Source organism: Serratia sp. A07 (assembly GCF_058725505.1).
The window spans coordinates 31023-53461 of record NZ_JBZXDO010000014.1; the positions used below are offsets into that span (position 1 = coordinate 31023).

Consider the following 22439-nt stretch of genomic DNA (forward strand, 5'->3'; position numbering starts at 1 on the left):
CCGGCCCGCCGCCGCGGGCCTCATCGCTTTCGTTGTTTCCAGACAAAACAAGGCGATACCCCCTCTGCTTGTCCGTGGTTATCTTCATCGGTAAGTGCCAATATAGGCGCAGACAAGGGAGCTGAAACCGATGACAACCCATTCCAACCCGTTGAACTCGCGGGAAGTCTGCCTGCAATTACGCCACTTCAATCAGGTAATCGGGCAACAATGCCGCAATATGGCGCGCCAAAAAACCACCTGCCCATGCTGCCTGACGGACATTGCCACCGGCTGCGACGCCGGTATCAAACTATGCGGGCAACAGTTAGCCAAACCCAGCCCGCAAACCCCGTTATTCCAGCAGATTCGCAACTTGCTGCTCGATCTGCGCGCCGAAGCGAAAGGGGTTCGCCGAATCGAGACGCTTAATCGCACCAACAACGAAATATCCTGGCTGTTGCGCGAGCTGTATTTCGAGACGTTCTGACCCCGCCTTTGTCGGGGCAGCTAAAGCGCCAGACTGTAGTAATGTTCTTCCTTTTCAATCTTGCCGGTAAAGCGAAAGCCGAAGGTGAGATACAGGCTTTTGGCGACGAGATTATGTTCATCAATCATTAGTGTCACCTGCTCTATGCCGTGCAACCTAAAATCCGCGAGTATCGCGGCGAAGCTCTCACGCCCCAATCCCTGCCCCATAAACTTATGGTCAAGCATATAGCGACACAGCTCGGCCTCATGTGGGTTATACGGCCAGCACTTGTACATGAAAAAACCGATGAGCTCGCCGTCGCGGTAAAGCGCGCGGGGCTGGCATTCCGGAAAAAACGCCGCCTCGGAAATAGAGATGGCGTTACAGCAAATAAACGCCTCGAACACGGTGCCAACGCCGTCTTGATTCGACGTCAGTTCGCACACGTCAAACAGGTTATCGCGGTTAATCTCGCGTATTTCAATCATAACGGTATCCCAGTAGAAGTAAGCGGCGAACTCCAGCATTCACCCTGGCGCTAACCATTGCTCTGCAGTCAGCTCGCTACTTTAACGCATCGCCGCCGGCATACAACGCTCCCACTGTTCACCCCACTTTACGACCGCCGTCACACCTCACCACCGCCAAATTGCGTTGGTTATAGAGTCGTCTACAATTCAATCGAATTACCCCCTACAACATCAGAAATTATTATTATTAGAGGTGATTATGTTACAGAAACACGAAAACGTAATAAGTATGACTGTACTAAGCCCGCAAGCCACCCAACAACTGATGCCTTCGTTTTCCTCCTTGCCCCACACGCAACACGCCGACGGCAAATATCGCCTGCGCCGTTATTCGGTCGTCAAATACCTCAACCCCAACGTCGCCGAAGTGGGGCCGCGTACCTTCATGCAGTCCGATCAGATCAACCACTTCCAGGGCAACGTGGTGCGCCGCTTCGAGCCTATCGACAGCGCCGTGCTGCAGAGCGCCGGCATGGCGGAGATGTGCAACCTGTTTGCCGAAAATAACGAACTGCCGGAGGGTGCCGAGATAGAGATCCACCAAATGCGCGTGGTCGCCATCCAGAAAGATACGCTGGTGGCGCCGGAAGGCATTCACCAGGACGGTTTCGACCATATCGCCATGATCGCCATTCACCGGCACAACATCGTCGGCGGTGAAATCATGCTGTACGACGACAGCCACCACGATCCCTTCTTTAAAAAAGCGCTGGCGGACGGTGAGGCCGTGCTGCTGGCAGACAGCAAACTGTGGCACAACGCCACGCCGATCAACGCCGTAAGCCCGAAAGAAGAAGGCTATCTGGATCTCTTCGTCCTCACCGCGCGGGGAGAGAAAGCATGACCTTTACGCCCGAGCTCGCCCGCGCCCAGTTCAGCGCCCTGTCCCAGCACATCGACGGCAAGCCGGCGATCTTTTTCGACGGCCCCGGCGGCGCACAGGTTTCACGGGGCGTGCTGGAAAAGATGACGGACTACCTGGGGAAATACAACGCCAACCTGGGCGGCCACTACTTCTCCAGCCGAGTCACCGGCGAAGTGATGGGCCAGGCGCGAGAATCGGTGCGCGCCTTGTTAAATGCGCCTTCGCCCGACAACATCGTTTTCGGCATGAATATGACCACGCTGACTTTCCATCTCAGCCGCATCATCAGCCGCGACTGGCAAGCCGGCGATGAGGTCATCGTCACCGCGCTCGATCACTACGCCAACGTCTCCAGCTGGCAGCAGGCCGCCGCAGACCAAGGGGCCGTGGTGCATCAGATACCGCTGGAGAGCGCCGACTGCGCATTGGACGCCGCAAAGGTGTGTGAGCGCATCAACGCCAATACCCGCCTGGTGGCGGTCAGCTACGCTTCCAACGTCACCGGCAGCATCGTCGATATCAAAACCATCGTCGAAGCTGCGCATCGGGTCGGCGCGCAGGTGTATGTCGACGCCGTGCACTATGCGCCGCATAACCTGATTGACGTGCAGGCGCTGGGCTGTGATTTCCTGGTGTGCTCCGCCTACAAGTTCTTTGGCCCGCACGTCGGCATGGCCTATATCGCGCCGCAGTGGCTGCAAAGCCTGCGGCCGTACAAAGTCGAGCCGGCCACCGATGTCGGCCCCGGCCGTTTCGAGACCGGCACGCAAAGCTTCGAGGCGCTGGCCGGCGTCGCGGCGGCGATCGACTATCTGGCGCAGTGGGGGACGCCGGGCGCGCCATTAAGACAGCGTTTGCAGGAGAGTTTCGCCGCCTACCACCGGCATGAAGAGGCGCTGTGCCGCCACTTTTTGCAACGGCTGAAGCAACTCGACGGCGTGCGGCTCTACGGCCATTCACAGGCGGACAGCACGCGCCGCACGCCAACCTTCGCCCTGACCTTCAGCGGCCAGACGCCTGACGCGATCGCCCGCCGCCTGGGGCAGCACAACATCTGCGCCGGCAGCGGGCATTTCTATGCGCTGGGCCTGATCCAGCAGCTGGGGTTGCAAGACGGCGGCGTGCTGCGCATCGGCATGATGCACTACAACACCCAAGGCGAAATAGACACGCTGTTTAAGGTGATCGCCGAAGATATCCTCAGTTAACTCGCCACATCGGCCCGCTTACCTTATTGAGCGGGCCATCGCGGCACGCTGGGGGTAGAATCAAGGGGATTTTATTTTAGAAATGGATTTTTATTTTGCGAAAATATGCAGTTATCGCCGCCGCATTGATGATGTCTTCCTGTGCCACGCCGGAGAAATGGGAAGCGCAAACGGCAACCCCTACGCCCCTTGAAGCGGCCAGAACCCACTGCCGGCAAGAAGCCGAACAGCGCTATCCCGTGAACCTGTCTTTGCACGCCAGCTCGCCGACCTTCTCCTCCATGACGATCAACGGCACGGAGATCCCCAACGCCGGTGGCGGCGCTTTCCCCTCGGACAGTAATGAAATGCGCAGAACAGAATTCGTTAATGCCTGCATGAAATTGGAAGGATGGGAAAATAAAAATAAGGTGACGGGATTATTGGCATTTTTATTTAACTAGCGGCAACACGGAATAACTCGGAATTACCGCGTTCAGGCAGCGGTAATTCCGCCCTATTGACCGGCACCGACAGCCTGACTATTTTGCTACGATATAACAGGTTACACCTCTCCTCCATTCAGGGCGATAATCAAACAAATGGAATAAATCAATTTATGAGTGAGAAAGACACCCCCCTAAAAAAGCCGCAGAGCCATATCAACAAAGCGGTATTCTTCACCTCTGCAGTCCTCATTTTTCTTCTGGTCGCGTTCGCCGCCTTTTTCCCCGACGTCGCTGACAAGAACTTCAAGCTTCTGCAGCAACAAATTTTCACCAACGCCAGCTGGTTTTATATTTTGGCCGTGGCGCTGATTTTGCTCAGCGTGACGTTTCTGGGGCTTTCCCGCTACGGCGACATCAAACTTGGCCCCGATCATGCGCAACCCGATTTTCGCTACCACTCATGGTTTGCCATGCTGTTTTCAGCGGGGATGGGCATCGGCCTGATGTTCTTCGGCGTGGCAGAACCGGTTATGCACTATCTCTCGCCACCGGTCGGCACGCCCGAGAGCGTCGAGGCGGCCAAACAGGCCATGCGCCTGACCTTTTTCCACTGGGGGCTGCACGCCTGGGCGATCTACGCCATCGTGGCGTTGATTCTGGCCTTCTTCAGCTATCGGCATGGCCTGCCGTTGACTCTGCGCTCTGCGCTTTATCCGATCATCGGCGAACGTATTTATGGCCCTATCGGCCATGCCGTCGATATCTTCGCCGTCATCGGCACCGTATTCGGGGTCGCAACCTCGCTGGGTTATGGCGTGTTGCAGGTCAACGCCGGGCTTAACCACCTGTTTGGCGTGCCGATCAACGAAACCGTTCAGGTGATCTTGATCGTGGTGATTACCGGGCTGGCCACCATTTCCGTGGTTTCAGGGCTGGAGAAAGGCATACGCTTTCTGTCAGAGCTGAACCTTGGCCTGGCGCTGTTGCTCCTGGCCCTGGTCTTGCTGTTGGGGCCAACCGTCCTGCTGTTGAAATCCTTTGTGGAAAATACCGGCGGCTATCTGTCCGAGCTGGTCAGCAAGACGTTCAACCTGTATGCCTACGAGCCAAAATCCAGCAACTGGTTAGGCGGATGGACGCTGCTCTACTGGGGATGGTGGCTCTCCTGGTCGCCTTTTGTCGGTATGTTCATCGCTCGGGTTTCCCGCGGCCGAACCATCCGCGAATTTGTCACGGGCGTGCTGTTCGTCCCGGCTGGCTTCACCCTCATGTGGATGACGGTGTTCGGCAACAGCGCCATTTACCTCATCATGGAACAGGGCGCGACAGACCTCGCCACTACGGTACAGCAAGACGTGGCGTTGGCGTTGTTTAACTTCCTGGAGCATTTCCCGTTCTCCAGCGTGCTTTCGTTTATCGCCATGGCGATGGTGATCGTCTTTTTTGTCACGTCCGCCGATTCCGGCGCCATGGTCGTAGATACGCTGGCTTCGGGCGGCTCCAGCAACACGCCGGTTTGGCAACGCATTTTCTGGGCGTCGCTGATGGGCATCGTCGCCATCGCCTTGCTGATCGCCGGGGGGCTCAGCGCGCTGCAAACCGTCACCATCGCCAGCGCATTGCCGTTCTCGGCCATCTTGCTGATATCCATTTACGGTTTGCTTAAAGCGCTGCGCCGCGACCTGACCAAGCGCGACAGCCAAAATATGGCCACCATCGCCCCCACCGCCGCCCGCAACCCCATTCCCTGGCAGCGCAGGCTGCGCAATATCGCCTATCTGCCAAAACGCTCGCTGGTTAAGCGCTTTATGGATGAGGTTATCCAACCGGCCATGACGCTGGTGCAGGAAGAGCTGAGTAAACAAAACACGCTCAGCAGCATCAACGCCACTGCGGAAGACCGCATTCGTTTCGAGGTCGATTTGGGCGATGAGCTTAACTTTATCTATGAAGTCAGACTGCGCGGCTACAGTTCGCCGACGTTCGCTCTGGCCGGGCTGGATAACGATGAACAGCAAGCCGAGCAGCACAAGTATTATCGCGCGGAGATCTACCTGAAAGAAGGCGGCCAAAACTACGATGTCATGGGCTGGAATCAGGAGCAGTTGATCAACGATATTCTCGACCAGTACGAGAAACACCTGCATTTCTTGCATCTGGTACGCTGAAGGCCAACATGCCGTCCCCCGGGGCGGCATTTTTTTGCCCTGCTTTCTTCACCACGGCGCTGATAATGCTGGTGGGATGGCGGACAACCAGTGATAACGCTTACAGGGGCAAAGGATTGGGTTGGGGTAATCTTTCAGAGAATCAGGATGTTTTCAGGAGGGAGTGCTGGAGCGGGTGAAGGGAATCGAACCCTCGTATGCAGCTTGGGAAGCTGCCGTTCTACCATTGAACTACACCCGCATCGGTGTGCGACAGGCATTATAACCGGTTATCGGCGGCGGGCAAGCGGAGATGGCGCGTAACTGTCGATGTTTTAAGCGGTTAAGTCCGGCGGGCGAAAAAAAACCGGCGCAGTTGCCTGCACCGGTGGTTTCACGCTAAACGGAATTATTTCTGTGGGCGCATCGCCGGGAACAGAATCACGTCGCGGATGGTATGGCTGTTGGTGAACAGCATCACCATACGGTCGATACCGATGCCCAGACCGGCGGTCGGCGGCAGGCCGTGCTCCAGCGCGGTGACGTAGTCTTCGTCGTAGAACATCGCTTCGTCGTCGCCGGCGTCTTTGGCGTTCACCTGATCGGCAAAGCGCTGAGCCTGGTCTTCGGCGTCGTTAAGCTCGGAGAAGCCGTTGCCGATTTCACGGCCGCCGATGAAGAACTCGAAGCGGTCGGTGATTTCCGGGTTCACGTCGTTGCGGCGCGCCAGCGGCGACACTTCAGCCGGGTACTCGGTGATGAAGGTCGGCTGAATCAGATGGCTTTCCGCCACTTCTTCGAAGATCTCGGTCACGACGCGGCCCAAGCCCCAGTTTTTCTCAACCTTGATGCCGATGGATTCGGCGATGGCCACCGCTTTGCCCATGTCGGCCAGGTCAGCCAGATCGGTTTCCGGGCGGTATTTCTTGATCGCCTCGGTCATGGTCAGCTTCTCGAACGGCTTGCCGAAGTCGAACACTTCGTCACCGTACTGCACCTGAGAGGTGCCCAGCACTTTCTCGGTCAGGGTGCGGAACAGCGTCTCGGTCAGTTCGATCAGGTCTTTGTAATCCGCGTAAGCCATGTAGAGTTCCATCATGGTGAACTCTGGGTTGTGACGCGGAGAAACGCCTTCGTTACGGAAGTTGCGGTTGATTTCGAACACGCGCTCAAAGCCGCCGACCACCAGACGCTTCAGATACAGTTCCGGCGCGATGCGCAGGTACATGTCGATATCCAGCGCATTGTGGTGCGTGATGAACGGACGCGCGGACGCGCCGCCCGGGATCACCTGCATCATCGGGGTTTCGACTTCCATGAAGCCGCGTTCCACCATGAAGTTGCGGATAGCCGACATCACCTGAGAACGCACCTTGAAGGTGTTGCGCGATTCTTCGTTGGCGATCAGGTCCAGGTAACGCTGGCGGTAACGGGTTTCCTGATCCGCCAGGCCGTGGAATTTGTCCGGCAGCGGGCGCAGCGCTTTGGTCAGCAGACGCAGCTCGGTGCAGTGGATCGACAGTTCGCCGGTCTTGGTTTTGAACAGCTTGCCGCGTGCGCCGAGGATATCGCCCAGGTCCCACTTCTTGAACTGGTCGTTGTATACGCCTTCAGCCAGATCGTCGCGCGCGACGTACAGCTGAATGCGGCCACCCACGTCCTGCAGCGTGACGAAGGATGCCTTGCCCATAATACGGCGGGTCATCATGCGGCCGGCGACGGTCACTTCTACGCCCAGCGCTTCCAGCTCTTCGTTGTCTTTATCACCGTACGCGGCGTGCAGTTTGTCGGAGGTGGAGTCACGACGGAAGTCGTTCGGGAACGCAATGCCGTTCTCGCGCAGGCCGGCCAGTTTCTCGCGGCGGGACTGCAGTTCGTTATTGAGATCCAGCGCCTGATCGGCGCCCTGTACTTGTTGTTCAGACATTTCTATTCCTCATAACCCGGCTTTCAAACTTGCCTCAATGAATTTATCCAGGTCGCCATCCAGTACGGCCTGCGTGTTACGCGTTTCGACGTTGGTGCGCAAATCCTTGATGCGGGAGTCATCCAGCACGTAAGAACGGATTTGGCTGCCCCAGCCGATGTCTGACTTGTTGTCTTCCATCGTCTGCTTATCAGCATTTTTCTTTTGCATCTCAAACTCGTACAGCTTGGCTCGCAGCTGTTTAAACGCTTGATCCTTGTTCTTATGCTGAGAACGATCGTTCTGGCACTGCACCACGATGTTGGTTGGCAGGTGAGTAATACGTACGGCGGATTCGGTTTTGTTGACGTGCTGACCGCCCGCACCGGAGGCGCGGTACACGTCGATACGCAGATCCGCCGGGTTGATTTCGATATCGATATCGTCGTCGACTTCCGGGTAGATGAACACCGAGCTGAACGAGGTGTGGCGACGGCCGCCGGAGTCGAACGGGCTCTTGCGCACCAGGCGGTGAACGCCGGTTTCAGTGCGCAACCAGCCGAACGCGTAGTCACCGATGATCTTGATGGTGGCAGACTTCAGGCCCGCGACGTCGCCGTCGGACTCTTCGATCACTTCGGTCTTGAAGCCCTTGGCTTCAGCCCAGCGCAGGTACATGCGCAGCAGCATGCTTGCCCAGTCCTGCGCTTCGGTGCCGCCGGAGCCGGCCTGGATATCCAGGTAGCAGTCGGCGCTGTCGTATTCGCCGGAGAACATGCGGCGGAATTCCAACTGATCCAGCTTGCTCATCAGTTGATCCAGCTCGGCGACCGCTTCGTTGAAGGTCTCTTCATCGTCGGCTTCCACCGCCAGTTCCAGCAGCCCGCCGACGTCTTCGCCGCCCTGCTCCAGCTGATCGATGGTTTCAACGATGGCTTCCAGCGCGGCGCGCTCTTTGCCGAGCGCCTGTGCGCGCTCCGGCTCGTTCCAAACGTCCGGCTGCTCCAGCTCGGCGTTGACCTCTTCTAGGCGTTCCTTCTTGGCATCATAGTCAAAGATACCCCCTAAGAACCGCAGTCCGCTCGGACAGGTCCTGAATTCGGTTTTTTACCGGGTTAATTTCAAACATGGTTTCGTTCTTTTACGTTGATGTCGTCGATGGCGGAATGCCATTGGAACCGCTAATTCTAACGGATCCGGGCGGCAGTTTATAGCGAGTTGGTCAGTTTTTGTGGCGATCGGGAAGGATGCAGGGGATTGGAGAGCCCAATCCCCGAATTGTGTTCAATTTCGCCTCAGCGCGGCCAAAGATGCTGGATCAGCAGCTGCACGTTGCGGTTGCCGCGAAACTCGTTGACGTCGAGCTTGTAGGCCAGTTCGACCTCGCGCACGCTGCTGTCCGGCCACAGCGTGGTGTCCACGTTGAACGCGATGCCGTCGAGCAGCGGGCCGCCGCCGAGCGGTTCCACCATCAGCTTCAGGTGTTTCTCGCCCACCAGCCGCTGCTGCAGGATGCGGAATTTGCCGTCAAAGGTCGGCTCCGGGAACGCCTGGCCCCATGGGCCGCCCTCGCGCAGCAGCTCCGCCGTCGTCAGCGACAGCTCCTGCATCGCCAGTTCGCCATCGGACCAGATCACCCCTTCCAGCATCGCCGGATCGAGCCATTCCCCCACCAGCTCGCCGAAGCGCTGGCGGAACTCGTCGAACCTGGCCTCTTCCAGCGACAGCCCGGCCGCCATCGCGTGGCCGCCGAACTTCATCATCAGGCCGGGGTTCAGCATATCCAGCCGCTCCAGCGCGTCGCGCATGTGCAGGCCGGGCACCGAACGGCCGGAGCCTTTCAGGATGCCGTCACCCGCCGGCGCGAACGCGATCACCGGGCGGTGGAAACGCTCTTTGATACGTGAAGCGAGGATACCCACCACGCCCTGGTGCCATTCCGGGTGATACATCGCCAGCCCGTAAGGCAGCTCGGTGCTGGTGCGCTCCAACTGGTCGCACAGCTGCAGGGCTTCCACCTGCATGCCCTGCTCAATCTCGCGCCGCGTCTGGTTCAACGCGTCGAGATCGTTGGCCAGCATACGCGCCTGCGCGATGTCGTCGCTCAGCAGCAGCGCCACGCCGATCGACATGTCGTCCAGCCTGCCGGCGGCGTTGAGACGCGGGCCGAGGGCGAAACCGAGATCGTTGGCCGCCAGCTGGCGGGCGTCGCGGTTGGCCACCTCAAGCAGCGCGCGGATGCCCGGTCGGCATTTGCCGGCGCGGATGCGGTTTAACCCCTGATACACCAGAATGCGGTTGTTGGCGTCCAGCGGCACCACGTCGGCCACGGTGCCGAGCGCCACCAGATCCAGCAGTTCCGCCAGATTGGGCATCGCCAGCGCGCGCTGTTCGAACCAGCCGCTGTCCCGCAGCCGGGCGCGCAGCGCCAGCATCAGGTAGAACGCGACGCCCACTCCGGCCAGCGATTTGGACGGGAAGGCGCAGCCGCGCAGGTTGGGATTGACGATCGCTTCGGCCGCCGGCAGGGTCTCACCCGGCAGGTGGTGATCGGTCACCAGCACCTGCATGCCCTTGGCGTGCGCCACGTCGACGCCGGCGTGCGAGGAGATGCCGTTATCGACGGTGACGATCAGCTCCGCGCCGCGCGCCGCCGCCTGCTCCACCACTTCGGGGCTCAGGCCGTAGCCGTCTTCAAAGCGGTTCGGCACCAGGTAGTCGACGGTTGCGCCGCCCATGCTGCGCAGCGCCAGCACCGTCAGCGCGGTGCTAGTGGCGCCGTCGGCGTCGAAATCGCCCACCACCATGATGCGGCGACCGTCGGTCAGCGCCTGTTGCAGCAGGCTGACGGCGTCGTCGATGCCGTTCAGCTGTTGCCAGGGCAGCATGCCCTTGACGCCGCGCTCCAGCTCCTGCTCACCCTGCACGCCGCGCAGGGCGTAAAGCCGGCGCAGCAGCGGCGGCAAACTGGCGGGCAGATGCGTGTCGTCCGCCGCTGGACGGCGGCGTAGTTGCGTTTTAATACTCACCGGCGATTAACCACCGGCTTTGGTGGCGGCCTGGTGCGCATCCAGCATGGCGGCCATTTCTTTTGGCCCCTGATAGCCCGGGATCATCATGCCGTTTTCCAGAATGATCGCTGGCGTGCCCTGAATGCCGAACTGCACGCCCAGCTCGTAATGCTTGCTGATGTCAGTTTTGCAGGTGGCCGGAGAGATGGCGTCGCCCTTCATGGCGGCGTCGAACGCCTTGGCCTTGTCGGCGGTACACCAGATAGACTGCATGTCTTTCTCAGCCTGGGAAGCCAGCCCCTGACGCGGGAACGCCAGATAACGCACGGTGATGCCCAGATCGTTGTACTCTTTCATCTGCTGGTGCAGCTTATGGCAGTAACCGCAGGTGATATCGGTGAACACGGTGATCACGTGTTTCTCTTTCGGCGCTTTGTAGACGATCATTTGATCTTTCAGCGCGTCCATCTTGCTGCTCAGCAGTTGGTTGGTCACGTTGACCGGCTCTTTGCCGCTGACGTCGAACAGCGGGCCCTGCAGGATGTGCTTGCCGTCTTCGGAGGCGTACAGCACGCCGCTGTCGGTCAGCACGGTTTTCAGGCCGTTAACCGGCGAAGGCTGCACGTCCGCCTGCTGGATGCCCAGGCTGGCGAGCGCTTTTTTGATCGCCGCATCATCGGCATGGGCGGCACCGGTCACCGAAGCCACCAGCAGAGAGAGCAGCATTAAACCTTTTTTCATTGTTCCAATCCTTTCGAACCCGCCGCTCAGGCGCGCGGGTGATGCTGTTGATGTAGCTGTTTCAGTCGTTCGGTCGCTACATGAGTATAAATTTGCGTGGTCGAGAGATCGCTGTGCCCTAACAACATCTGTACGACACGGAGATCGGCCCCATGGTTCAGCAAATGGGTGGCGAACGCGTGCCGCAACACGTGCGGCGACAGACGTTCGCTGTCGATGCCCGCAAGGATGGCATAGTGTTTGATGCGATGCCAGAACGTCTGTCGGGTCATTTGCTGGCAACGGGTGCTGGGGAACAACACATCCAGCGTCTGGCCGTTGACCAGCCAAGGGCGGCCGTGTTCCAGATAATTTTCGATCCAGTAGACTGCCTCTTCACCCAGCGGCACCAGCCGCTCCTTGTTGCCCTTGCCGATCACCCGCACCACGCCCTGGCGCAGGCTGACGTCGCTGATGCTCAGCCCCACCAGTTCGGAAACCCGCAGCCCGGTGGCGTACAACACTTCGAGCATCGCCTTGTCGCGCAGCTCCAGCGGTTGATCGACGCAGGGCGCCTGCAGCAGCGCATCGACCTGCGCCTCGCTCAGATCCTTCGGCAAACGCTGCGGCAGTTTGGGAGACGCCAGCTGCGCGGTGGGATCGTCGGCGCGCAGTTTTTCGCGATACAGGTACTGAAACAGGCGGCGCATGGCGCTCAGCAAACGCGCGGAGCTGGTGGCCTTGTAGCCGCCGTCCACCCGCTCGGCGAGAAAGGCCTGCAGATCCAACGCCTGCGCCTGCAGCAAGGCGGTGTTTTGATGGCCAAGCCAGGTGCCCAGGGCCTGCAAATCCAGCCGGTAGGAGGCCAGCGTATTTTCCGCCAGATTGCGCTCAAGCCACAGCGCATCCAGGAATTGTTCAATCAGCGCATTGTCTTGCTGTTGCACGCGGTCCTCTCTTTGTTGCATTTCCACCCGCGCCATTATGCCTTAAGCCGACGCAAATCAGGTATACTCGCTGCAATTCTCTAAACAGCAACGTAACGGTTTACACATGAAGATTGGTCTGTTTTACGGCTCCAGCACCTGCTACACCGAGATGGCGGCAGAAAAAATCCGTGAGATTCTGGGTGAAGACCTGGTCGACCTGCACAACCTGAAAGACGTCTCTCCCAAGCTGATGGAGGACTATTCCATTCTGATCCTCGGTATCCCGACCTGGGATTTCGGCGAACTGCAGGAAGACTGGGAAGCGATCTGGCCGCAGCTGCCGGCGCTGGACCTGAAAGGCAAGATCGTCGCCATGTACGGCATGGGCGATCAGCTCGGTTACGGTGAGTGGTTCCTCGACGCGCTGGGTATGCTGCACGATCAGATCGCGCCGCTGGGCGTGCAGTTCGTCGGCTTCTGGCCGACCGACGGCTTCGAGTTCACCAGCCCCAAACCGCTGAGCGCCGACGGCAAACACTTCGTTGGCCTGGCGCTCGATGAGGTCAACCAATACGATCTGAGCGAAGAGCGCCTGCAGCAATGGTGCGAGCAGATCCTGTTGGAGATGGAGCCGCTGCTGTAGCCGCTGTCGGGCGCTGAGCGCGCCCGATTTCCCCACTTATTTCCACAGACGGAAGCGTGGCTCCTCTTCCCCGGCCGGCGTTTCCTTGGTCAACCGCGCCGGATCGGCTACCTGATACCAGTCCAGTTTGCGCGTCAACAGCATAATGCCCGCCAGAATGGCGAACAGCAGCCCTGCCCCCAGCACCAACGCATTGTCCTCCGACTGCAACAGCAAATAGAGCACGCCGTACAACAGCAATAGGCTCGCGGCGAACAGCGCACCGCGCAGCTTGCCGCGCAGTACGGCGCTCAGATAGAAGCCGATCAGACCGCTACAGGCGATGCTGGCCGCCAGGTAAGCGAGAGCGAATCCCAGGTGTTCGGAGAAGGCCAGCAGAATCAGGTAGAACAACACCAGCGCCGCGCCCACCAACAGGTACTGAATTGGGTGCACCCGCAGCCCGGTCAGGGTTTCGAACAGGAAAAACGCCATAAACGTCAGCCCGATAAACAGCAGCGCGTATTTGACCGCGCGCTCGGCCAGCTGATAGTGATCGACCGGTTCGACCAGGCTGGCGCTGAAGGCCGGCAGCTTGTCCTCATCGATAATGCCATCGTCGTAATGGAACGCACTGTTGATATTGTTGGCGAACCAGGTGCTGCGCCAGCGAGCGCTAAACCCTTGCTCCGTCACCTTGCGTTCATCCGGCAGGAAGTTGCCGAGGAAATTCGGGTGCGGCCAGTTGCTTTGCAGCTGCAATTCGCTGCTGCGCCCCAGCGGCACCAGCGACAGGCTGCTGGTGCCCGCCAGCGTAAGGGTGAAATCGGCGTTCAGCCCCTCTTTTTGTTGCAGCGCCGCCAGCGTCAACGGTGCGTGGATCCCCTGACGCAACGATCCCACGCCGGTGCCCGGTTCAAACGCCACCGGCTGCGGTATTTCCAGAGGAGAAATGCTCTTGATGCCGCGAGAGTCGCTCAGCGCCACCAGCAGGAACGGCTGGCCGAGGGTCACGTTGGCACGTTGCAAATCCGCCAGTTCCGGCTGGCCGAAACGCACCTTGAAGTTCAGCGGCCCCTGGTAAACCTGCGTCTGATAAATGCCCAGTTTACGCACCTCTACTTTCGGCGCCCCCAGCACCTGAAGCGACTCCGGCAGCAAATAGCGGTAATGCTGCACCCGCTGCACTACCGTTTGTCCTTTCTCGTCTTTCTTCTCTTCTCGTTCGACGTAGGGAATGACAATCAACGGGCCGAGCACGCGCTGTGCCCCGCTGGTGCTTTCGCTTACCTGCCCGACCACGCTTTGCCGATAGCCGCTGCGTTCGTCGATCACGCTCATCAGTTGGGCGATGGGGATCAACATCACCACCATCAATCCCAGCAGCGTGGTTATTTTCCAGAAAAGTACCGATTTCATCATGCTCGCTCCTCATAGGTAATGAGGCCACGATAAAACCCGCAGGTGAAATCAGAATGTGGTTATGTGAAGGGAAGGTGAAGTCACAGCGATAACCTGAAAGTCGCTTCCACCCCGTGCGGCCGGCGGTTGCGCAGGTGAATGCCGCCATGATGCAGGCGGGCGACCTCCTGCACGAAGTTCAGCCCCAGCCCGCTGCTTTTTGGCCGTTCGGCGCGCGGCAGCGAATAAAAACGTTCGAACACCTTATCGAGCGCATAGTCCGGAATGCCGCTGCCGTCATCGCAAACGCTGATGCAGTAGTGCTGTTCCCGCCGTTCGCCTCGTACGCTGACGCAACCACCCGGCGGGGTAAAGTCGATCGCGTTGTCCAGCAGGTTGGTCAGCGCCTGGCTGATCAGCAACGCATCGCCGTTCAGCGTCACCTCTGCCAGCGCCTCCAATTGTAACCTGACGCCGCGCTGCGTCGCCTGCGCCTCTTTGCCCGCCACCGTCTGGCTGACCAGCGCCGCGATCGCGATGGGCGCGGTCTCCATGTCTGGCCGACTCTCCAGCCGCGCCTGCACCAGCAGTTTGTCCACCAGCTGCTGGATGCGTGCGCTTTGCTGCTCGATATTGGTGAGAAAACGCCGGGCGGTCTCCGGCGGCGGCAACTCTTGCAACAGCTCTGCCGCGCCCCTGATCGCCGCCAGCGGGCTTTTCAGCTCATGCGTCAGGGTATGTGCATACTGTTCGATATATGCTTTGCCTTCCAGCTTCAGTCGCATGCTCTCCAGCGCCTGCGCCAGCTGCGTCAGTTCCCGGCCGCCCACTTTGGGCAGCGGCGCGTTTTCTCCCTGCGCCACCCCGTCGGCATAGCGCACCAGCCGGCCTATCGAACGGGTGATCCACCAGACGAATACCGCCCCGATCAGCAACGCGATCCCCAGCAGCAATGCGCCGGCCCACAGAATGCGCCGTTCGCTGCGTTTGATCACCGGCGCCATGGTGCTGTTGGGTTTGCCCACGGTGAGTACGCCGATAATACGCCCTTGTTCTATCACCGGCGCGGCCACATACATCACCGAACTGTTTTCATCCTGCGGGTCGCTGCGGGTACTGCGGGCGCCGTACTGGCCGCGCAGCGTCCGATAAACGTCATTCCAGCGCGAATAGTCCTGCCCCTGCGCGCGGCCGGCAGAATCGAAGATAACTCGCCCCTGGGCATCGGTAAGATAGACGTGGTATTCGCTGCGATCCTTGCGGATGCCGGAGATATTTGCGCCGATCGGCCGCTGGTTCAGCTGCGTAAACGCCTGCGCCAGTTGACCATGCGCCGCATCGCCGCGCTGCATGTCCTGACGGGCGATCTGCGCCAGCAGGTTGGCGGTATCCACCAGCGTGCCTTCGGTAGCGCGCCGCACGCCGGGCTTCACTTCCTGGACGAAAATGCTCAGCACGAAGTACCCGGCCACCGCCACGATCAGAAAATATCCCAGCAGCAGGCGCAGGCCAATTTTCATGGCTGGCGGCTCACGCTGTAGCCCAATCCGCGGTGGGTGTGGATGGGCGGCTCACCGGGTTCCACCGCACGCAGCTTGGCGCGCAGCGTTTTGATGTGGGTGTCGACGGTGCGATCCAGGCTTTCTTCCGCCTGCGCCCAAACGCTTTCCATCAGTTGCTGCCGCGAGAACACCCGTCCGGGCGCCAACAGCAGAGTCTTCAGCAGCAGGTATTCGTAACGGGTCAGCGGCAGCGGCCGCTGATGGTAGGAGATGGTGGCCGCGTCTTCGTCGAGCGTGAAAGCGCCGAAATGGTAGCGCGCGCTCTGTTGCAAGCGCTGCTGCTTATACAGGCGGCGCAAAATGGTGCGCACCCGTGCACTGACCTCGCGAGGGGAGAACGGCTTGGCGACATAGTCGTCGGCGCCGATCTCCAGCCCGATCAGGCGATCCACTTCATCACTGCGGGCGGTAAGAAACAGAATCGGCAGATCGGCCGCCTGAGCCAGCAGGCGGCGACACAATTCAAAGCCGTTGATATCCGGCAAGCCGACATCGAGGATAGCGAGCGCGGGCGCGCCTTGCGCCAGCGCCTGCAACGCCGGTTCCGCGCGTTCGAACCAGCGCACCTCGAAGCCTTCGCTCTCCAGCGTGTAAACCAACGTATCGGCAATGCTGGGTTCATCCTCCACCAACCAGAGTACGGGTTTCATCAGGCCTCCTCGCCGTCACCCGCCGGCGGATACAGCAACAGCTGCCGCAGGTGACGCCACTCCTCTTTGCTCATGCAGTCGGAAGCCAGCCACAACCGGCGGCGCTTTTTGCCCTCCGTCGGCTGCAGCGTCAGCAGCATGCCGTAACCCGGCATCCACGGTTTTTTCGCCAGCCGCCACTCGCGGCCGTGCCAGCTGAAGCGCCGGTCCGCCAGCAGCCGCAGCTCGCCCTGCACCGCGGCGATGCGCTTCTGGCTGCGAATGCACTGAAACACCACCAGCGTCAGCAACACCAGCCAGAGCGGGCCCAAGCCTTCCGGCCAGGGCGAAATCAGGATCAGCAGGATCAGAACGCCGTGGGTCAACAGGGAAAACAGCTGAGTGCGCCAGGAAATGCGGATATCACATCGCCACTGGGCCACGGTCTTTATTTCGCGTTTGGATCAGGGTCACCATTCTCTGCAGCTCGCTGTCCTGCGGCGCGCCATGATTCATCAGCCAGTTGAACAAATCGGGATCGTCGCACTCCAGCAGGCGGATGAACAACGCCTTGTCCGCGTCATTCAGGCTGTCGTATTCGTATTCGAAGAACGGCATGATGGAGATGTCCAGCTCGCGCATGCCACGGCGGCAAGCCCAGTGAATACGTGCTTTGTTGTTAATATCCATGTTGTTATGACTCACCTCTTTTCAGCGCGGCAGCACCAGCGCAGGGTTCAAATGACACACTGTATGGCAACGCCGTCGCAATATAATTCCATCAGCCGGGGATCTGTCTGCAAGGGTGCCCAGGCCGCAAGCCTATAGAGTAACAATTTGACATACACGCCGGGAAGGCGCTTTGCTGCGGAAAACGTAATAAAGCGCAAAATGCCAAAAAAAGCGCCCCCCGGCCCCACGGCGCGAATAACAGTTTGCAAAGCCCGCCGCCTCTTTTACCATGGGTTCAATACCCTTCAGGTAAGCTAAACGTTGAGCAGGAACTTACTATGGCGCATAACATTCCATTCCCACCCCGTCAGCCCTCCGCTTCCACCCATCTGCCCCTGACGCTGATCTCGCTGGAAGATTGGGCGCTGGTGACGCTGAACGGGCCGGACACGGTGAAATATCTCCAGGGCCAGGTGACGGCGGACATCGACGCGCTGGCGGCCGATCGGCACGTGCTGTGCGCCCACTGCGACGCCAAGGGCAAAATGTGGAGCAACCTGCGTCTGTTCCACCGTGGCGAAGGCTTCGCCTATCTGGAACGCCGCAGCGTGCTGGACAGCCAGCTGGCTGAAATCAAAAAATACGCGGTATTCTCCAAAGTCACCATCGCCGCCGATAACGATGCGGTGTTGCTGGGCGTCGCCGGTTTCCAGGCGCGCGCTGCGTTGGCGGGCCTGTTCGCTACGCTGCCGCTGCCGGATGCCGAACACCCGGTGGTGCAGGACAGCGAGACCACGATTCTGCACTTCAGTGCACCGGCGGAACGTTTTCTGCTGGTGACCCGCCCCGCCGTGGCCGAACAGCTGATCGGCAAACTGCATGACCAGGCGGAACTGAATGACAGCGGCCAGTGGCTGGCGCTGGAGATCGAAGCCGGCTATCCGGTTATCGACGCCGCCAACAGCGCGCAGCTGATCCCGCAGGCCACCAACCTGCAGGCGCTGGAAGGCATCAGCTTCAGCAAGGGCTGCTATACCGGTCAGGAGATGGTGGCGCGCGCCAAATTCCGCGGCGCCAACAAGCGTGCGCTCTACTGGCTGGAAGGTAAGGCGGCCCGCGCCCCGCAGGCGGCGGAAGATCTGGAGCTGCAGCTGGGTGAAAACTGGCGCCGCACCGGCACCGTACTGGCGTCGAGCCAACTGGCCGACGGCACGCTGTGGGTACAGGTGGTGATGAACAACGATTTGGATGCCGACAGCAAGCTGCGGGTGCGCGACGATGCCGCCAGCCAGCTGGCGATCAAACCTTTGCCGTACTCGCTGGCCGAAGAGAACTAATCCATCGGCCGCAGGCGCCCCGCCTGCGGCCGTCTTCGTTACTCGTCCAATTCCCCGTCGCGCTGCACCAGATAGATCAGCACCAGGATGATGGTGACGAAGAAGCGAAACGCATCGGGCACGCCGTTCCATTGTTTCGACATCCACATGCCAAACCACTCTCCCCCAATCGACATAAAGCCGACCTGCCAGGTGAGGAAGCCCAGCGTCAGCCCCACTACCGCCAGTTTTTTCCGGCCGTTAAAGGTTTTAGCGGGCAGTTTCAGGCCGCACAGCAGGCGCAGGCCGCCGATCCAGCACAGCAGCGCGGTCAGGCTCTCCAGCGCGATGATGAAGATATAGCCGGCGTGATGCAGCCACGGCGTCTGTATCGAACGGTAGCCAATGGTGGCGTCGGGAAAAATGGTGTCCATCATAAAGACGTGGCGCACAAAGGCGAAGTTGGAGCCGTAATCGGTGATATTGCCGAAGGCCACCAGCGAAGCGAACAAAGCGATAGCGCAGACCAGCAGCGCTTTGGATAAGCGAACGATCATCGTGATGAGTCCTGAACAAAGTTAAGAGAAAGAGTATGCGGGCTCAGAAATGAAAGAACGGGCTTGCTGGATACCCGAAAGAAGCAAGCGCCTCTTTTTTAAAACAAAAGAGGCGCCTGTTCAATACGCATTCAGACGTAGCGATAACGTTTAGACGTAGAGATAGATCGCCATGAAATGGCAGGCGCTGCCGCCGAGCACGAAGGCGTGCCAGATGGCGTGGCCAAAGCGGATGCGCTTGGAGGCGTAGAAAATCACGCCGAGGGTATAGACCACCCCGCCTATCGCCAGCAGCGTGACGCCGCCGGCCTCCAGCCGCGTAACCAGCTGATAAATCACGATCAGCGACAGCCAGCCCATCGTCAGGTAGGTCACCAGCGACAGGGCTTCAAAACGGTGGGCGAAGGCCAGCTTGAACAGCACGCCGAGCAGCGCCAACCCCCAGATTACCGCCATCAGGCCCTTCGCCAGCGGCGAATCCAGCCCCACCAGCAAAAACGGGGTGTAAGTCCCGGCAATCAGGAGATAAATGGCGCAGTGGTCAAATTTTTTCAGCCAATGCTTGGCCTTCTGATGCGGGATCGCATGGTACAGCGTGGAAGCGAGAAACAGCAGGATCATGCTGCCGCCGTACAGACTGTAACTGGTGATGGCCGTCGCATCCGCGCCGGTATTCACCGCCTGCACCAACAGCAACACCAGGCCGACGATACCGAACACCAGCCCGATGCCGTGGCTGATGCTGTTGGCGATCTCTTCCGCCCACGGATAAGCCGCGGCGACAATCTTATTGTTCCCGGCTTTCACTACGTCCGTTTTCCCCATAACGCGCACCCCCTCAAAATGCCCTGCTTTGTGCGAAATTAACGCAAAGCAGCTTAACTGAGAATAATTCCAGTGTACACGTGTACGCTAAAATAAAAATGTGAACGCGTGTAACCATCGAAATCGCTCGCCCGGTGGTCTACAATCGTCAGGCTTCAACCCACCCACCTTGAGGTTTACACCATGTCATCCGCTGTACCCGCGTTAGATTTCGGCTCAATGACCCAGGTCATCCAGTTCCTGATGGAAATCGATAAGTTGAAAGGCGTGCAACGCCGCACCAAAGTGCTGGGCACCCAGCGCCAGGAAAACTCCGCCGAACACAGTTGGCATTTCGCCATCGCCGCCATGAGCCTGGCGCCCTACGCCGGTGATGACGTAAACATTCAGCGCGTGATCCAGATGGCGCTGCTGCATGACATCGTGGAAATCGACGCCGGCGACGTGCTGGTCTACGATCTGGCGGCCCGCGCGGCGATCCACGATCAGGAAGTGGCGGCGGCGCGCCGTCTGTTCGGCATGTTGCCGGAGGCTCAGCGCGAGTATTTCACCGCTTTATGGCAGGAATATGAAGATGGCGAAAGCGCCGATGCACGCTTCGCTTTGCTGCTGGATCGCACCATGCCGATGCTGATGAACCTGCACAATGAAGGCCAGAGCTGGGTAGAGAACGGCATCAGCCTGGAGCAGGTGCTGGCGCGCAATGCATCGATCGCCGACGTGCACCCCGAGCTGTGGCACCACATGGAACAGCACCTGCGCGATGCGCAGCGCAAAGGCTGGTTGAAGTAAGTGAACCGGGCTGCCGCGGCAGCCCTTCAACGTCAAGCGAACGCCCGCTGGCGTTCCAACGCCTCCTCATAGCTCGGCATCGACCCCGCCGCCCCGGCGCGCTCCACGCAGACCGCCGCGTAGGCGGCGGCAAAGCGCACCGCATCGGCTAACGGCACCTGATTCGCCAGCTGCGCCGCCAGGGCGCCGTTAAACGCATCGCCCGCGCCGGTGGTGTCTTTCGGCTGCGCTGGAAACGCCGGGATCAGCTCGCTGTTTTCCCCGTCCGAGAACAACGCCCCTTGCGTGCCCAAGGTCACGATCAGTAAGCGAATGCCTTTGGCATGCAGCACCTGCGCCGCCTGGCGCGCCGAAGCCACATCCCGCACCGGCACGCCGGTCAGCAACGTACACTCGGTGGCGTTGGGCGTCAGCATATCGACCTGTGCCAGCAGGCTGTCCGGCACCGGCTGAAACGGCGCCGGGTTGAGAATGATGAACGTCTGCGCCTCGCGGGCGATGGCGATCACCTGCTCAATCGCCGGCAGATTGTTCTCCAGCTGGGTCAACAGAATGTCCGCCGCGGCGATCGCCGGCCGACACTGGCGCACCTCGTCTTCGCTGACCGTCAGGTTGGCGCCGGGATCGACGGCGATCATGTTCTCCGCCTCCTCACCGGCAACGTAGATAAGCGCATTGCCGGTCGGGCAATCGCCGGTCGAGAACAGCGTCACCGCATCGAAACCGGCGGCGGCGAGGTGGCGCCGGGCGAAGGTGCCGAAGTCGTCGCGCCCCACCTTGCCGATATAATGCACCCTTGCCCCGGAGCGCAGCGCAGCGGTGGCCTGGTTGGCCCCCTTACCGCCCGCGCCCATCATGCTGTTGCGGGCGATCAGCGATTCGCCGGGCTGCGGAAAGCGCGCCATGCCGGCGACGATATCCAGGTTGAACGAACCGAACACGCAGACTTTGCCTTTCATTGCGGGTACTCCCTGCTCAATTGGAGGTGGCGCCGGGCGGCCAGGCAGGCGCCTTTGCTGCCGGTTTCATCGGTCAGGCGGCTGATGGAGATCGCCAGCCCCTGCGCCGGCTGCGGCCCGCGCAAATGGCGGCGGATCTCCTGCTCAAGGCGCGCCAACGGGAAACCGCTCATGGCGATCACGCCGCCGCCCAGGATCAACTGCTGGGGATCGAGCACGTTCATTTCGATGGCGATGGTCTGCGCCAATCGTTCGACGAAGCGCCGCAGATCCGGATGTTCGCCGTGGCGTTCGAACAGCCGTTCGAACGGCGTTTGCGCCGCGTTGGCGCGCGCCCAGCCGGTCAGCCAGTGGCCAGAGGTCAGGCTCTCGACGCAGCCCCGTTTACCGCACGGGCACTCACCCTGATGGCCTGGCCAGGGAATGTGCCCCAGCTCACCGGCGGCGCCGTGCGCCCCGTGATAAAAGTCGCCGTTCAGCCACAGGCTGTTGCCCATGCCGGTGCCCAGATACACCCCCACCGCCACCTGCGGCAGCGCCGGCAGCTGCTGCAAGTCCCACCACAGCAGGTGATTGACGTCTTTATCCATCCGCACCGGCAGCGCCAGCGCATCGGCCAACAGCGCCGCCACCGGCTGGGCGTCCAGCGCCGGAATGAACGGCAGCGACAGCACCCGCGAGCGATCGCGGCTGAGGATCCCCGGCAGCCCGAGCATCACCTGCGCCACCTGACGATCTTTGCAATGCCCGGCGATCAGGCGGCCCAACGCCACCAGCGGATCGGCCTGCCGTGCCCAATCGGCGGTCGCTATCTTGAGGTACCCGCTGAACTCGCCGTCATCATCCATCAACAGCAGGCGGGTATTGGTGCCGCCGACGTCTACGCCAAGAAAATGCCGCATCATGTCC

Annotated in this window: 23 protein-coding genes and 1 tRNA gene; 8 read left to right on the forward strand and 16 right to left on the reverse strand. The window is 60.1% G+C overall.

Translation table 11 applies throughout. The annotated features are described in order from the left end of the window. Nucleotides 1-130 precede the first annotated feature (130 nt). The gene (locus tag AC4PR2_RS15255) at nucleotides 131-469 is read left to right on the forward strand and encodes a hypothetical protein (protein WP_049194795.1); all 339 of its coding nucleotides are present in this window, start codon (nucleotides 131-133) and stop codon (nucleotides 467-469) included. A gap of 20 nt (nucleotides 470-489) precedes the next feature. Here the strand turns inward: AC4PR2_RS15255 and AC4PR2_RS15260 are convergent, their stop codons facing one another. Further along, the gene (locus AC4PR2_RS15260) at nucleotides 490-978 is read right to left on the reverse strand and encodes a GNAT family N-acetyltransferase (protein ID WP_330113042.1); all 489 of its coding nucleotides are present in this window, start codon (nucleotides 976-978) and stop codon (nucleotides 490-492) included. 232 nt (nucleotides 979-1210) lie between these two features. Here AC4PR2_RS15260 and AC4PR2_RS15265 point away from each other — a divergent pair, with 232 nt between their 5' ends. The 4 genes from AC4PR2_RS15265 (at nucleotide 1211) to AC4PR2_RS15280 (ending at nucleotide 5650) form a co-directional block, all read left to right on the forward strand. Then, entirely contained in the window at nucleotides 1211-1825 is a 615-nt protein-coding gene (locus tag AC4PR2_RS15265; RefSeq protein ID WP_224217742.1) for a 2OG-Fe dioxygenase family protein, read from the forward strand. Next, nucleotides 1822-3054, forward strand: coding sequence for a cysteine desulfurase-like protein (locus AC4PR2_RS15270; RefSeq protein ID WP_159318579.1), 1233 nt, complete (start codon nucleotides 1822-1824; stop codon nucleotides 3052-3054). The genes AC4PR2_RS15265 and AC4PR2_RS15270 overlap by 4 nt, the downstream gene beginning before the upstream one ends. A gap of 95 nt (nucleotides 3055-3149) precedes the next feature. Further along, nucleotides 3150-3497 carry a hypothetical protein gene (locus AC4PR2_RS15275; RefSeq protein WP_225529547.1) on the forward strand — a complete coding sequence of 116 codons (348 nt, stop codon included), beginning with the start codon at nucleotides 3150-3152 and terminating at the stop codon, nucleotides 3495-3497. A 155-nt stretch (nucleotides 3498-3652) separates the two neighbouring features. Continuing rightward, complete coding sequence (locus AC4PR2_RS15280; protein WP_047729946.1) at nucleotides 3653-5650, forward strand: BCCT family transporter; 1998 nt, start codon at nucleotides 3653-3655, stop codon at nucleotides 5648-5650. 167 nt (nucleotides 5651-5817) lie between these two features. On the opposite strand, the gene AC4PR2_RS15285 is transcribed toward AC4PR2_RS15280, so the two are convergent. The 6 genes from AC4PR2_RS15285 to xerD all read right to left on the reverse strand — a co-directional run bounded on the left by AC4PR2_RS15285 (nucleotide 5818) and on the right by xerD (nucleotide 12213). After that, nucleotides 5818-5891, reverse strand: a tRNA-Gly gene (locus tag AC4PR2_RS15285). 147 nt (nucleotides 5892-6038) lie between these two features. Beyond that, on the reverse strand, nucleotides 6039-7556 hold the full coding sequence (lysS, locus tag AC4PR2_RS15290) for a lysine--tRNA ligase (RefSeq protein WP_197803858.1): 1518 nt from the start codon (nucleotides 7554-7556) through the stop codon (nucleotides 6039-6041). A 9-nt stretch (nucleotides 7557-7565) separates the two neighbouring features. Further along, nucleotides 7566-8664, reverse strand: a protein-coding gene (gene prfB, locus AC4PR2_RS15295; RefSeq protein WP_096242572.1) for a peptide chain release factor 2 whose coding sequence is annotated in 2 segments (ribosomal slippage) — nucleotides 7566-8588 and nucleotides 8590-8664 — 1098 coding nt in all. Because the reading frame shifts where the segments join, the coding sequence is not laid out codon by codon here. A 166-nt stretch (nucleotides 8665-8830) separates the two neighbouring features. Further along, on the reverse strand, nucleotides 8831-10564 hold the full coding sequence (gene recJ, locus AC4PR2_RS15300; RefSeq protein ID WP_337046860.1) for a single-stranded-DNA-specific exonuclease RecJ: 1734 nt from the start codon (nucleotides 10562-10564) through the stop codon (nucleotides 8831-8833). 6 nt (nucleotides 10565-10570) lie between these two features. Continuing rightward, a complete protein-coding gene (dsbC, locus tag AC4PR2_RS15305) occupies nucleotides 10571-11287 on the reverse strand; it encodes a bifunctional protein-disulfide isomerase/oxidoreductase DsbC (protein ID WP_060441317.1) in 717 nt (238 codons plus the stop codon). Between the two features lie 26 nt (nucleotides 11288-11313). Beyond that, nucleotides 11314-12213 carry a site-specific tyrosine recombinase XerD gene (gene xerD, locus AC4PR2_RS15310; protein WP_060441367.1) on the reverse strand — a complete coding sequence of 300 codons (900 nt, stop codon included), beginning with the start codon at nucleotides 12211-12213 and terminating at the stop codon, nucleotides 11314-11316. A gap of 106 nt (nucleotides 12214-12319) precedes the next feature. Here xerD and fldB point away from each other — a divergent pair, with 106 nt between their 5' ends. After that, entirely contained in the window at nucleotides 12320-12838 is a 519-nt protein-coding gene (gene fldB / locus AC4PR2_RS15315; protein ID WP_038871234.1) for a flavodoxin FldB, read from the forward strand. 36 nt (nucleotides 12839-12874) lie between these two features. Here the strand turns inward: fldB and creD are convergent, their stop codons facing one another. The 5 genes from creD to sdhE form a co-directional block, all read right to left on the reverse strand. Next, on the reverse strand, nucleotides 12875-14239 hold the full coding sequence (creD, locus tag AC4PR2_RS15320; RefSeq protein WP_049277063.1) for a cell envelope integrity protein CreD: 1365 nt from the start codon (nucleotides 14237-14239) through the stop codon (nucleotides 12875-12877). A gap of 80 nt (nucleotides 14240-14319) precedes the next feature. Beyond that, nucleotides 14320-15738 carry a two-component system sensor histidine kinase CreC gene (gene creC / locus AC4PR2_RS15325; protein WP_197779674.1) on the reverse strand — a complete coding sequence of 473 codons (1419 nt, stop codon included), beginning with the start codon at nucleotides 15736-15738 and terminating at the stop codon, nucleotides 14320-14322. After that, entirely contained in the window at nucleotides 15735-16430 is a 696-nt protein-coding gene (gene creB / locus AC4PR2_RS15330; RefSeq protein ID WP_033644777.1) for a two-component system response regulator CreB, read from the reverse strand. Before creB ends, creC begins: the two co-directional genes overlap by 4 nt. Continuing rightward, complete coding sequence (locus AC4PR2_RS15335) at nucleotides 16430-16852, reverse strand: protein YgfX (RefSeq protein WP_060422869.1); 423 nt, start codon at nucleotides 16850-16852, stop codon at nucleotides 16430-16432. Before AC4PR2_RS15335 ends, creB begins: the two co-directional genes overlap by 1 nt. Continuing rightward, nucleotides 16833-17099, reverse strand: coding sequence for an FAD assembly factor SdhE (gene sdhE, locus AC4PR2_RS15340; protein ID WP_019455657.1), 267 nt, complete (start codon nucleotides 17097-17099; stop codon nucleotides 16833-16835). The genes AC4PR2_RS15335 and sdhE overlap by 20 nt, the downstream gene beginning before the upstream one ends. Before the next feature lie 320 nt (nucleotides 17100-17419). Between sdhE and ygfZ the strand changes: the two genes are divergently transcribed. Continuing rightward, nucleotides 17420-18418 (forward strand): tRNA-modifying protein YgfZ, encoded by a 999-nt coding sequence (ygfZ, locus tag AC4PR2_RS15345; protein ID WP_492175270.1) that lies wholly within the window; start codon nucleotides 17420-17422, stop codon nucleotides 18416-18418. A gap of 38 nt (nucleotides 18419-18456) precedes the next feature. On the opposite strand, the gene AC4PR2_RS15350 is transcribed toward ygfZ, so the two are convergent. Both AC4PR2_RS15350 and trhA read right to left on the reverse strand, forming a co-directional pair. After that, nucleotides 18457-18954: a DUF2165 family protein gene (locus tag AC4PR2_RS15350; RefSeq protein WP_060422863.1), complete on the reverse strand. Its 498-nt coding sequence runs from the start codon at nucleotides 18952-18954 to the stop codon at nucleotides 18457-18459. A 150-nt stretch (nucleotides 18955-19104) separates the two neighbouring features. Continuing rightward, entirely contained in the window at nucleotides 19105-19779 is a 675-nt protein-coding gene (trhA, locus tag AC4PR2_RS15355; RefSeq protein ID WP_038871224.1) for a PAQR family membrane homeostasis protein TrhA, read from the reverse strand. A 183-nt stretch (nucleotides 19780-19962) separates the two neighbouring features. Here trhA and AC4PR2_RS15360 point away from each other — a divergent pair, with 183 nt between their 5' ends. Beyond that, complete coding sequence (locus AC4PR2_RS15360) at nucleotides 19963-20571, forward strand: HD domain-containing protein (protein WP_060422860.1); 609 nt, start codon at nucleotides 19963-19965, stop codon at nucleotides 20569-20571. 32 nt (nucleotides 20572-20603) lie between these two features. Here AC4PR2_RS15360 and rbsK read toward each other — a convergent pair whose 3' ends face one another. After that, nucleotides 20604-21530, reverse strand: coding sequence for a ribokinase (rbsK, locus tag AC4PR2_RS15365; protein WP_197779676.1), 927 nt, complete (start codon nucleotides 21528-21530; stop codon nucleotides 20604-20606). Further along, nucleotides 21527-22435, reverse strand: coding sequence for an allose kinase (gene alsK / locus AC4PR2_RS15370; protein WP_337046859.1), 909 nt, complete (start codon nucleotides 22433-22435; stop codon nucleotides 21527-21529). The genes rbsK and alsK overlap by 4 nt, the downstream gene beginning before the upstream one ends. Nucleotides 22436-22439 lie beyond the last annotated feature (4 nt).

Bases quoted from the DNA above. Each gene is read 5' to 3' on its own strand.
- AC4PR2_RS15360 (WP_060422860.1), top strand. From the start codon at position 19,963: ATGTCATCCGCTGTACCCGCGTTAGATTTCGGCTCAATGACCCAGGTC.
- fldB (WP_038871234.1), top strand. From the start codon at position 12,320: ATGAAGATTGGTCTGTTTTACGGCTCCAGCACCTGCTACACCGAGATG.
- AC4PR2_RS15255 (WP_049194795.1), top strand. From the start codon at position 131: ATGACAACCCATTCCAACCCGTTGAACTCGCGGGAAGTCTGCCTGCAA.
- AC4PR2_RS15280 (WP_047729946.1), top strand. From the start codon at position 3,653: ATGAGTGAGAAAGACACCCCCCTAAAAAAGCCGCAGAGCCATATCAAC.
- ygfZ (WP_492175270.1), top strand. From the start codon at position 17,420: ATGGCGCATAACATTCCATTCCCACCCCGTCAGCCCTCCGCTTCCACC.
- creD (WP_049277063.1), bottom strand. From the start codon at position 14,239: ATGATGAAATCGGTACTTTTCTGGAAAATAACCACGCTGCTGGGATTG.
- AC4PR2_RS15260 (WP_330113042.1), bottom strand. From the start codon at position 978: ATGCTGGAGTTCGCCGCTTACTTCTACTGGGATACCGTTATGATTGAA.
- dsbC (WP_060441317.1), bottom strand. From the start codon at position 11,287: ATGAAAAAAGGTTTAATGCTGCTCTCTCTGCTGGTGGCTTCGGTGACC.
- sdhE (WP_019455657.1), bottom strand. From the start codon at position 17,099: ATGGATATTAACAACAAAGCACGTATTCACTGGGCTTGCCGCCGTGGC.
- trhA (WP_038871224.1), bottom strand. From the start codon at position 19,779: ATGGGGAAAACGGACGTAGTGAAAGCCGGGAACAATAAGATTGTCGCC.
- AC4PR2_RS15265 (WP_224217742.1), top strand. From the start codon at position 1,211: ATGACTGTACTAAGCCCGCAAGCCACCCAACAACTGATGCCTTCGTTT.
- AC4PR2_RS15270 (WP_159318579.1), top strand. From the start codon at position 1,822: ATGACCTTTACGCCCGAGCTCGCCCGCGCCCAGTTCAGCGCCCTGTCC.
- creC (WP_197779674.1), bottom strand. From the start codon at position 15,738: ATGAAAATTGGCCTGCGCCTGCTGCTGGGATATTTTCTGATCGTGGCG.
- AC4PR2_RS15350 (WP_060422863.1), bottom strand. From the start codon at position 18,954: ATGATCGTTCGCTTATCCAAAGCGCTGCTGGTCTGCGCTATCGCTTTG.
- lysS (WP_197803858.1), bottom strand. From the start codon at position 7,556: ATGTCTGAACAACAAGTACAGGGCGCCGATCAGGCGCTGGATCTCAAT.
- creB (WP_033644777.1), bottom strand. From the start codon at position 16,430: ATGAAACCCGTACTCTGGTTGGTGGAGGATGAACCCAGCATTGCCGAT.
- rbsK (WP_197779676.1), bottom strand. From the start codon at position 21,530: ATGAAAGGCAAAGTCTGCGTGTTCGGTTCGTTCAACCTGGATATCGTC.
- alsK (WP_337046859.1), bottom strand. From the start codon at position 22,435: ATGATGCGGCATTTTCTTGGCGTAGACGTCGGCGGCACCAATACCCGC.